The 11,503-nt window shown below is 46.7% G+C and carries 7 protein-coding genes; 2 read left to right on the top strand and 5 right to left on the bottom strand.

Annotated features, from left to right (window positions below):
• The first annotated feature begins 18 nt into the window (after positions 1 to 18).
• Together ACYCSE_RS08160 and ACYCSE_RS08165 are read left to right on the top strand one after the other, a co-directional pair.
• Positions 19 to 2,187: an alpha-glucuronidase family glycosyl hydrolase gene (locus ACYCSE_RS08160; protein ID WP_459701983.1), complete on the top strand. Its 2,169-nt coding sequence runs from the start codon at positions 19 to 21 to the stop codon at positions 2,185 to 2,187.
• Between the two features lie 307 nt (positions 2,188 to 2,494).
• The gene (locus ACYCSE_RS08165; protein ID WP_459701984.1) at positions 2,495 to 6,085 is read left to right on the top strand and encodes a family 14 glycosylhydrolase; all 3,591 of its coding nucleotides are present in this window, start codon (positions 2,495 to 2,497) and stop codon (positions 6,083 to 6,085) included.
• A 192-nt stretch (positions 6,086 to 6,277) separates the two neighbouring features.
• Here ACYCSE_RS08165 and ACYCSE_RS08170 read toward each other — a convergent pair whose 3' ends face one another.
• The 5 genes from ACYCSE_RS08170 to ACYCSE_RS08190 all read right to left on the bottom strand — a co-directional run bounded on the left by ACYCSE_RS08170 (position 6,278) and on the right by ACYCSE_RS08190 (position 11,499).
• Entirely contained in the window at positions 6,278 to 7,012 is a 735-nt protein-coding gene (locus ACYCSE_RS08170; protein ID WP_459701985.1) for an ABC transporter permease, read from the bottom strand.
• Between the two features lie 30 nt (positions 7,013 to 7,042).
• Positions 7,043 to 7,753 (bottom strand): ABC transporter permease, encoded by a 711-nt coding sequence (locus tag ACYCSE_RS08175; RefSeq protein WP_322171904.1) that lies wholly within the window; start codon positions 7,751 to 7,753, stop codon positions 7,043 to 7,045.
• Positions 7,746 to 8,672 carry an ABC transporter ATP-binding protein gene (locus tag ACYCSE_RS08180; protein WP_459701987.1) on the bottom strand — a complete coding sequence of 309 codons (927 nt, stop codon included), beginning with the start codon at positions 8,670 to 8,672 and terminating at the stop codon, positions 7,746 to 7,748. Before ACYCSE_RS08180 ends, ACYCSE_RS08175 begins: the two co-directional genes overlap by 8 nt.
• Positions 8,673 to 8,845: 173 nt before the next feature.
• The gene (locus ACYCSE_RS08185; RefSeq protein WP_459701988.1) at positions 8,846 to 9,874 is read right to left on the bottom strand and encodes an NADH:flavin oxidoreductase/NADH oxidase; all 1,029 of its coding nucleotides are present in this window, start codon (positions 9,872 to 9,874) and stop codon (positions 8,846 to 8,848) included.
• Positions 9,875 to 10,194: 320 nt separating this feature from the next.
• Complete coding sequence (locus ACYCSE_RS08190) at positions 10,195 to 11,499, bottom strand: ABC transporter substrate-binding protein (RefSeq protein ID WP_459701990.1); 1,305 nt, start codon at positions 11,497 to 11,499, stop codon at positions 10,195 to 10,197.
• Between the last annotated feature and the right edge of the window lie 4 nt (positions 11,500 to 11,503).

Genomic DNA, 11,503 nt, shown 5'->3' on the forward strand with positions numbered 1-11,503 from the left:
CCAAAAGGAGGCTCCAATATGAGCAAGCTTATGGATATGCCAAAAGAGAGCGGCTATGCGGCTTGGCTGCATTACAGCCGCAATAGTAAGGTAGAAAAGCTACCCGCTTGGTGCAGGTTCATCGTGGTCCATGAGACAGATGAAGTGCTTCAATCGGCTGCGAGTGAGCTTCAGCACGGATTGACCTCCATGTTTGGACAGCAGCCGAAGATCAGCGCCGTTCCTGTGAATGCGCCATTCATTGCGCTGGGTACGTTCCCAGCGCATCCTTTGGTCGCAGAACGATTCAGCGCAGAGGAACAGGCAGAAGTGGGCGCAGAAGGCTACCGAATTCGCGGGATAGAGATGCCAGATCCAGCATATTCAGCTTCGCATGGTAACGATGAGTTCAAAGGACAATACGTTACAGTCGCAGGGCAGACCTCCAAAGGCGTATTGTACGGAGTCTTTCATCTGCTGCGCTACCTACAGGGAGGACTAGATGGGAAGTTGAAGCCCACCACCGAATCATTGCACGCCCCCATTCTAGACCAATTATCCAACCCTGTTAATCCCATCCGCATGATCAACCACTGGGATAACATGGATGGTAGTGTTGAACGTGGATATGCGGGCGGATCTATTTTCTACGACAATAATGCTTTTACTACAAATATGGAGCGCCTGCGTGACTATGCCCGTCTACTCGCTTCTGTAGGCATTCAAGCGCTATCCATCAACAATGTGAATGTCCATCAGGTAGAAACCGAGCTGATCGCAGATAGATTCCTACCGGATGTGGCTAAAGTAGCTGCGGTGTTTCGCGCCTATGGCATACAGATCTACTTGAGCATTAACTATGCCAGTCCTATTCAGCTCGGCGGGTTAACCACGGCCGATCCCTTAGAACCCGCTGTAGCTAAATGGTGGCAGACCAAAGCCCAGGAAGTTTACGCCGCCGTTCCTGATCTGGGTGGTTTTGTGGTCAAAGCCGATTCCGAAAATCGGCCCGGACCGTTCAGCTACGGACGCCATCACGCCGATGGAGCCAATATGCTGGCAGATGCATTGCAGCCCTATGGCGGACGCGTGATTTGGCGCTGCTTTGTCTACAACTGCAAGCAGGACTGGCGCGATCGCAAGACGGATCGGGCCCGCGCAGCCTTTGACCATTTTAAACCGCTGGATGGGCTGTTTCGGGAAAATGTCATTTTACAGATCAAAAATGGTCCCATGGATTTTCAGGTGCGGGAGCCTGTCTCCCCCCTGTTCGGTGCGCTGGAATCCACTCAGGTACTGCTGGAATTTCAAATTGCGCAAGAGTACACCGGCCAACAGAAACATCTATGTTACCTTGTTCCGCAATGGAAAGAGGTATTGGATTTTGACACCTACGCCCGAGGAAAAGGCTCCACCATCAAGCGTATCGTGAGTGGCGCTTTGCATTCTCCCAAGCATACCAACTATGGAATAGCCGCTGTATCCAATATCGGTGCAGACACCAATTGGACCGGACATTTGCTCGCCCAATCCAATCTTTATGGCTATGGTCGGTTGGCTTGGGACCCGGACCTGTCCGCAGACGAAATCGCTGATGAGTGGGTTCGGCTGACGTTTGGCAGACAAGGGAATAGCGACGGCGACACAGATTTAATTTCTACCATTAAGCAGATGCTGCTCGATTCATGGAATATCTACGAATCCTACACCGCCCCTCTCGGGGTCGGCTGGATGGTCAGTCCCGATCATCACTATGGGCCGGATGTAGACGGGTACGAATATTCTATGTGGGGCACCTACCATTTTGCTGATTGCCGGGGGATCGGGGTAGATCGCACGTCCGCAACCGGAACGGGCTATGCAGGACAATATTTTTCTCCCAATACTAATATCTACGAATCTACGGACACCTGCCCGGATGAGCTGCTTTTATTCTTTCACCATGTTCCTTATACACACTTGCTCCACTCCGGTCAAACTGTCATACAGCACATTTATGATACCCATTTTGAAGGTGCAGAACGTGCGGCCCATCTCCGAGACACATGGGTTAGTCTACGAGGGCAATTGAGTGATGCCATGTATGAACAGGTTCTGAAGCGGCTGGAGCATCAGACTGAGCATGCCAAAGAATGGCGGGATCGGATCAATACGTATTTCTACCGTAAAAGTGGCATTGCCGACCAGAAGGATCGCCCTATTTATTAAGCAAGTTGCCTCGGCAATACTTTCATACAGACTGGAACAAGGCTTCTCTACGCCTAGATTCGCCTTCTCCTATACTGGCATTGTCTATCCACACATCATTAAAAGGCATGCGTCTTACTCAGACCTATGCCTTATTTTTTTGCCTGGAAACTTTTAAGCACACGGTTGCTTACGTAAAATGTCATATTTGTCCACTCTGAGTGTGCAATAAATTCTTCTTTTTATGCAACCGCTTGCTTTATACTATTTTTGTAGACGTTTACAAAATGTTGTCGAATTAGACTATGCTTTGGGGAGGATGATCGGTTTGACCTTGTATCGAAGTCTATGGAAAAAAGGGTGTATGCTTCTACTGAGCCTTGTGCTGTCTCTGACCGCCTTCATTGGCTCACCCTCTAATACGGCGAGCGCTGCGGTTGCAGATGATTTTCAGGCTTCCGTTATGGGACCGCTGGCGAAAATTAATGACTGGGGTTCCTTTAAAAAGCAACTGCAAACGTTGAAAAACAATGGCGTGCATGCCATCACTACCGACGTCTGGTGGGGCTATGTGGAGAGCGCAGGAGACAACCAGTTCGATTGGAGCTACTACAAGACCTATGCAGATGCCGTGAAAGAAGCGGGACTGAAGTGGGTTCCTATCATCTCAACGCATAAGTGTGGAGGAAATGTGGGAGATGACTGCAACATCCCACTGCCAAGCTGGCTGTCGAGCAAGGGCAGTGCAGATGAAATGCAGTTCAAGGACGAAAGCGGTTTTGCCAATAACGAAGCCCTCTCTCCATTATGGAACGGGACTGGTAAACAATATGACGAGCTATATGCCTCATTTGCTCAAACCTTTGCTAGCTACAAAAGCATCATTCCCAAAATTTATTTAAGCGGTGGGCCCTCTGGAGAATTGCGATATCCTTCATACTATCCGGCAGCGGGATGGAGTTATCCTGCACGGGGCAAATTCCAAGCCTACACTGAAACAGCTAAAAGTGCGTTCCGCACGGCCATGAATGAAAAGTACGGATCAATGGACAAGATTAATGCAGCATGGGGTACCAAGCTGAGTAGCCTTAGCCAAATCAATCCGCCGACCGATGGGGACGGATTTTACACGAATGGGGGATATAATTCCACGTATGGAAAGGATTTTCTGTCGTGGTACCAAAGTGTGCTTGAGAAGCATCTGGGCGTCATCGGAGCAGCTGCACACAAAAACTTCGATTCTGTGTTCGGTGTCCGTATCGGAGCCAAGATTTCCGGTCTGCACTGGCAGATGAACAATCCTGCCATGCCGCACAGCACAGAACAAGCGGGTGGATATTATGATTACAACCGTCTCATTCAGAAATTCAAGGATGCCGATCTAGACTTGACATTTACTTGCCTGGAGATGAGTGACAGTGGCACAGCACCGAATTATTCGTTGCCGTCCACCCTGGTTGATACCGTCTCCTCCATCGCGAATGCCAAGGGTGTTCGCCTGAATGGTGAAAATGCACTCCCGACAGGCGGCAGCGGCTTCCAAAAAATCGAGGAGAAAATCACGAAGTTCGGTTATCACGGGTTTACGTTATTGCGCATCAATAATCTCGTCAACAATGATGGCTCACCAACCGGTGAGTTGAGTGGATTCAAACAATATATCATCAGCAAAGCCAAGCCTGACAATAATGGCGGTACAGGCAACAAAGTAACGATATACTATAAAAAAGGCTTCAACTCGCCTTACATTCACTACCGTCCGGCTGGTGGTAGCTGGACTGCTGCACCGGGTGTGAAAATGCAGGATGCCGAAATTAGCGGCTATGCTAAAATTACCGTCGATATCGGTTCTGCCTCCCAATTGGAAGCCGCTTTTAACGACGGCAATAACAACTGGGACAGCAACAACACCAAAAACTACTCCTTCAGCACGGGCACTTCTACGTACACGCCCGGTAACAGCGGCAATGCGGGAACGATCACATCTGGCGCTCCAGCGGGTACGATTCCCGGGGATGGCGGCGGTACAACTAACAAGGTAACGGTATACTACAAAAAAGGCTTTAACTCGCCTTACATTCACTACCGTCCGGCTGGTGGTAGCTGGACTGCTGCACCGGGTGTGAAAATGCAGGATGCCGAAATTAGCGGCTATGCCAAAATTACCGTCGATATCGGTTCTGCCGCCCAATTGGAAGCCGCTTTTAACGACGGCAATAACAGCTGGGACAGCAACAACACGAAAAATTACCTTTTCAGCACGGGAACTTCTACCTACACACCCGGCTTGAACGGAGCTGCAGGATCTATCCGAACGGGGGCACCTTCAGGAAGTGCCGTCAGCGTAGTGACTTCCACCTACACAACCGACCTCAACGAAGTGGCAGGGCCTATCCAAACAGAAAAACTTTCGGGTGTATCCTTAAACGTAAGCACTTCTACCTACACATCCAATGTTAACGGAGTTGAAGTAACTGCTCAAACGGAGGCGCTTTCGAGCGCCTTAACCTCTATAGATCCGGGTACCCTCTCCAAGCCCACTCCCCTTGGCACAGACTGGAGCAAACAGAGCATTTATTTTATCATGACAGACCGTTTCAGCAACGGAGATACATCCAACGATAACTACGGTGGCTTCAATTCCAACAACAGCGATCAGCGCAAGTGGCATGGCGGCGATTTTCAAGGTATTATTAACCAACTCGACTACATTAAAAATATGGGATTTACTGCCATTTGGATTACTCCGGTAACGATGCAAAAGAGCGAATACGCTTACCACGGCTATCATACGTATGATTTTTATGCGGTAGACGGACATCTCGGTACCATGGACAAGTTCAAAGAGCTGGTTGGTAAGGCACACGACAAAAATATCGCTGTTATGCTGGACGTAGTTCCCAATCACACCGGCGATTTTCAACCTGGGAACGGCATCGCCAAGGCTCCCTTTGACAAAGCAGATTGGTATCATCACAATGGCGACATCACAGGAGCAGACTACAGCTCCAACAACCAATCGAAAATCGAAAACGGTGATGTGGCTGGATTAGATGACCTGAATCAGGACAACCCTGCAACAGCAAATGAGCTCAAAAACTGGATCAAATGGCTGTTGAACGAGTCGGGGGTCGACGGACTGCGGGTGGACACTGTGAAGCATGTACCCAAAGGGTTCCTGAAGGATTTTGACCAAGCCGCCAATACCTTCACCATGGGTGAAATTTTCCATGGCGACCCTGCTTATGTGGGGGATTACACCCGATATCTCGATGCCGCATTAGATTTTCCGATGTATTATACAATCAAGGACGTGTTCGGACACGATCAATCCATGAGAAAAATCAAGGAGCGCTACTCCGATGATCGTTACTATCGCGATGCCCAGACCAACGGTGTATTTATCGACAATCATGATGTAAAACGTTTCCTGAATGACGCCTCCGGCAAGCCGGGTGCTAACTATGACAAATGGCCACAGCTCAAAACTGCCTTAGGCTTTACTTTGACCTCACGCGGGATTCCTATCATCTATCAAGGCACCGAGCAAGGCTTTAGTGGCGGAGATGATCCTGCTAACCGGGAAAACGTTGTGTTTAACGCCAATCATGATCTGTATCAGTACATCGCTAAGCTGAACCGTGTGCGCAACAGCCACCCTGCCCTGCAAAACGGGAGCCAAAAGGAAAAATGGGTAGACGACTCCTTTTACAGCTTCCAGCGCTCTAAAAACGGCGACGAGGCCATCGTACTTATCAACAACTCATGGAGCAGTCAAACTCGCACGATTGGCAACTTCGACAATCTGTCCAACGGTACCCGTCTGACCAACCAGCTGAGCAACGACTCCATTCAGATTAACAACGGTTCGATCACCGTGACTCTCGCTCCAAAGGAAGTTAAAGTTTTCACCAAATAAGTTACACCGAATATTCAGATGTGCTGAAATAAATGATAGAAGGATATACTAAAAAAAGAGCAAGGATGCTGGTAACATCCCTACTCTTGGCAACAGCCGCTTTGAAGAGCGGTCGGCTGAAAAGGGCTAGCTATTAGAAATAGACCGTGTTTCCCTCTCCAGGGCGGTCTATTTCTTTTTGTTATACTCTACTTATTTTTCTATACGAACATAACTTCGCAACGCTAAAAAAAGTCCCAGCACAAATATAAAGAAAATACTGATGACCCCTCCAGGAACATACGTGAGTGTTCTGCCCATTTGTCCATGGGGAGAAAACAATAACGGCACTGTCCATGGATAAAAGGTATTCCCCGGTGTATTAATCAAAACAAAATTTAAGCACATAACCGTACACATCCCAATAATGGCGGGTACAAATTTTTTCCAGCGAATAGCAAAGAATGTGATGATCGGGATGAGCATAGCGTGCATAAGAATCATCTTAGCAAATACCCCAAGCTGATACATAACAATTTCAAAGGTTAGCGGTCTGGTCGTAATAAACGTACCCAATACTGTAGATAGCACAAATGCTAACAGCAGGCTAACAGCGATGTACATATAGATAACGAGCAGCTTGCTGAAGTAAATCCGAGTTCGGCGAACTGGGTTTGTAAACAGTGCAATATGAGTGTTCTCCTGGTATTCTCTCGCATAGATATAGCAGGTCAAAATGTAATAGCTCATATATCCAGTTATTAAATTAATGGAGGATACCAAATCCATAAAGTATTCATTCCATCCGTTACGCTCCAAGGAAAACTTGGGACTTACAGCGAAAGTACTAAAAGTTAAAAATACGGTTACAATTAAGATAAACACACTTAGAGAAAGAATTTTGGTTCCTTTTAGCTTCAAGCATTCTGCTTTGAACAGGGCAAGCATAGTATCCCTCCTTTCAATTTAAATTCTCCATTAGTCTTTTCTTTGATATGTCCATATGGATAAAAACAATCCAAGAAGAAAGATCACGGATAAGCTGAGCCATGCTATTGAAACATTGGTAGGTATAGTCGCATTTCTTTCATTAGGAGATAAGAGATAGGGCACAATCCAAGGGTACCATTCACTTTTGTATATAAAATTCAAAAATATTGCAGTACAAACTACGAGTACAACCACCATGATGCTCTTCCAGCGTATAGCAAAAAAAGAGGCGATTGGGATTAACATCGCATGCATCACACACATTTTAGCAAACACTTGGATTTGGTATACCCAGATAGCCATCGTTAAAGGTCGATCTGTAATGAGCATGCCTAATAATGCAGACAAAAACAGCACGAAAAATAAGGACACCATTATAAATCCATAAATAAGGATCAATTTACTAAAATAAAATTTAACCCTGGTGACAGGCGTGGTAAACATAAACAGATGCGTGTTTTCCTGATACTCTCTTGCAAAAATATGACCCGTTAAAATGTAATAGCTGATAAATCCGGCTGCAATATTGACCAAGGAAACAATATTTGTAAAATAGTAGTCCCAACCTAGATTATCAATTGAATATCTGTAAAAAATAGCGCTCAATCCAAACATCAACAGTACAACAGCCAGTAATATAATATAGCTCAACAAGAAGGCTTTAGAGCCTTTAAGCTTAATAAGTTCTGCTCTAATCATGCCGCTCACCCTCTTCTGAAATGAGTGTTAGAAAGTACTCCTCCAGTGTCTGCTTTGTGGTGTGTATCTCATAGACTGAAAACTGATGATCTATTAACTGCTTATTTAACGCAGCTGTATTCTCAATCTGACTATGAATTCTTAGTTGTTGTGGGGATATCACCTTAGATTGAAGTTGCTTCATGTGTTCTTGCAGAAATGCTTGCACTGCTTCTGCATCGTCTACCTTTACATCTGTATATTGCTCAAAACCTTCCTCTAATCGGCTCAAACGATCTTCCGCTAACAGTTTTCCATTATGTATAATCCCGATGTGTGTAGCTAACTGCTGAATTTCGCTCAAGATGTGGCTGGAAATAAGAATCGTTTTTCCTTCTTCCTCGCACAACCGCTTCAATAGCTGACGAATTTCCTTAATTCCAGATGGGTCCAGTCCGTTCGTCGGCTCATCTAATATAAGCAACTCAGGGTCATGAACAAGCGCCCTTGCAATCCCTAATCTTTGCTTCATTCCTAGGGAAAAATTCTTGAACTTTTTTTTGCCGGTATGCTCTAATCCCACAGTAGTTAATGTTCGTTCAATTCTCCCATCATCCTGCACCCCCATGTACATACAGCAAATTCTTAGATTGTCGCGTGCGCTCAAATTTTCATATAAACCAGGCGTTTCGATAATTGTACCTATTTTCGAGAAAATAGAAGGATAGTTTTTCTCCAGCCGCTCGCCAAATAAAAAAACCTCCCCACTTGTAGGCTCAATTAGCCTCATTAGCATGCGGATAGTGGTTGTCTTACCAGCTCCATTTTCACCGAGGAAACCGTAGATACTGCCACGCTCCACATGTAAGGATATGTCGTCTACAGCTACAGCCCCCCCAAACTGTTTGCGGAGCTTTTTCGTTTCGATAATATATTCCACTTTCAAACCTCCTAATCACTAAATAATACAAGTATACAAAATATAACCACTACTACGTGTAAGATTGCTTACACTGTACCATCTGTCCATAAAACAAAACAGGCACCTGACGAAGCGTACACTTCGTTGCAGGTGCCTTGTTTATATATAAACAACGTGGGATTACTTAGGCCTCAGTAGCCACGTTGATATTGTTCAGGTATGGAAGGCTCCTCGCCGCGCAGCGTCACTGCTGCATGAATCGCCCAATATGGATCGCGCAGCAATCCGCGTCCCACAGCGACCAGATCGGCATCCTCGTTGCCGATAATGGACTGCGCCAAGGCTGGGTCATCCAATGAGCCTACAGCAATCACCGGGATGTTCAGTGCCTCGCGAATTTGGCGTGCGAACGGCACTTGATAGCCCGGATAGTTGCCCGGCTTTCTGGCGCCAGCAGGGCCTTCCCCGCCCGAGCTAACATGGATCACGTCTACGCCTGCCGCCTGATATGCACGGCTCAGCTCAATGGCATGATCCACATCGTACCCACCATCTACGTATTCCACCGCGCTGATGCGTAAGATTAACGGCATACCCGCAGGCATTTGCTTGCGTACAGCCTGAATGACTTCAACGCCGAAACGGGATAAATCCTTACCGTACTCGTCGTCCCGCTTGTTTGTAACTGGCGAATGGAATTGGTGAATCAAGTAACCATGGGCCCCGTGCAGTTCAATCGTATCCACGCCCGCTTGAACTGCACGCCGGGTAGCGTCTGCGAATTTTTGCACCATGCCACGGACTTCCTCCGTCGTAAGCGCGCGTGGCTGTTTATAATTCGCATCCGGGTATGCAATCGCGGAAGGAGCAACTGGCTCAGTTGCATCCTCAGCTTTACGGCCCGCGTGAGCAATCTGGATGCCTACCTTGGACCCGTGCGCATGAATGCCGTCAACCAGCTTCTTATAAGCTGGGACATGCTCGTCTGACCAAAGACCCAGATCATAATCTGTAATCCGTCCATCCGGTTCCACGTCCGTCATTTCTATAATAATCAGGCCCGTGCCTCCAATAGCTCGGCTCAGGTAATGGACATGATGCCAATCATTCGGAATCCCGTCCTTGGCTGTCACCGAGTATTGACACATCGGGGGCATCACCACACGATTCTTTAATTCCAAATCTTTGATTGTATACGGCGTAAACAACGAAGTCTTCAAAACGCTCATCTCCTTTTTCATCTCTACCACATAACTAAAAATACGCTCCAAATTAACACGGTCTATTATAGGCATAATCGGCATAGTCCAAACGGAATAAAGAGATTCCCTCCAACGGGGGATCTCTCACATTTGCAACTTGCAGTCATTATGTATGTTGTATGGTGTAGATATATTGCACACAACCTATTATCCACAACTCAATAACTTTTTGCAAGTAAATATTTAAATATTATTAAATATTTTTTTGTCCATCCCCTTTCCGCCTCCTAGCTATAACACAAAAAGACGCCCTTACGGACGCCTCTGCAATACCAATCTTATTGTGCTGAACCTAATTGTACCCATGCCTTCTCAATCTCTGCAACCGCCTGATCCTTGTTCATGTTACCGCTGATATATGCCTGCATCAGCTCACCAAATTTTTGGTGGAACGTATCCAGCGAGTAGTTAACAGACAGATCACCGGACTTCGACGTTTTCAAAATACTTTCCATTTCCTTAGGCATTTCCAGATCAGGAAGCGGTGCATCCTTAATTGGAGGAATCACCTTCGCTACCTGGGAGAACCAGTTCTTACCGTATTCCGAAGTGTACAGCCAGTTGAAAAATTCAATTGTTTCCTTGGATACTTCGGAATCCTTGTTGATACGCAGCGCCTGATCTGCACCGGTAATAATGACCGATTGGTCCGCTTTGTCACTCACCGGATATCCCATGATGCCAATCTTGAGATCAGGATTAATTTTCTTGATTGCTTCCTCATCCCATGCACCTTTACCGGTCATAAACGCAGCTTTTCCGGATGCAAAATCACTTACTTCCGCATTGCTGTCCCGTTCCAGTGGCTTATCTGTGCCATGTTTCACCGTCAAATCAATGAAGTTAAAGAAGTTATTGTACAGCACGGGGTAGTCCTTGATTTTTGCTTTGCCTGCGATAAAATCACTAACGAGTTGCTTCGGTTCCACGCCTGCATCCTGCGCGGCAGCATCTACATAGTGTTGGAAGATATGTTTCCATACCCACCACTCTTTATATGCGTTGGCAAATGGAGTAATGCCCTTCGCCTCTAGCTTGGTGACCGCATCCTGCATTTCTGCAATCGTCTTCGGCGGGGAGGTTATCCCAGCCTTGGTAAGCAAATCCTTATTGTAAATCAGCGTAAACAGGTTCCCTTTTACCGGGAGTCCCAGCACTTTGCCGTCACTGGAGCTCATATTCGCTCGAACAGCATCCGTCATGGCTGCTGCCAGCGGCTCATTGGTCAGATCAGCGCTATAATCCGCATACGTGTCGATGTCGCCTCCTGCCGTCGTTTGGAATACATCCGGTGTACTACCTGAGGCTATTTTCGACTTCAGAATCGTGTTGTAGTCTGCCTGCATGATCTCCAGATTGATCTTCACGTTAGGTTTGACCTTCTTATACTCCTCGATATACGCGTTAAAAGCATCGGTATACTCTGGTGAAGCTGTGAACATGTTTATTGTAACCGTTTTCAAATCTTCTTTGCCGCCAGCACTTTCTTTCGACGCATCCGTGCCGCCGCTGCTTCCACATCCGCTCAACAAACCGACCGTCAAAAGCAAACTGCCGGATAACGCCATCATCTTCTTTAACATGGAT

Source organism: Paenibacillus sp. SEL1, from assembly GCF_054602535.1.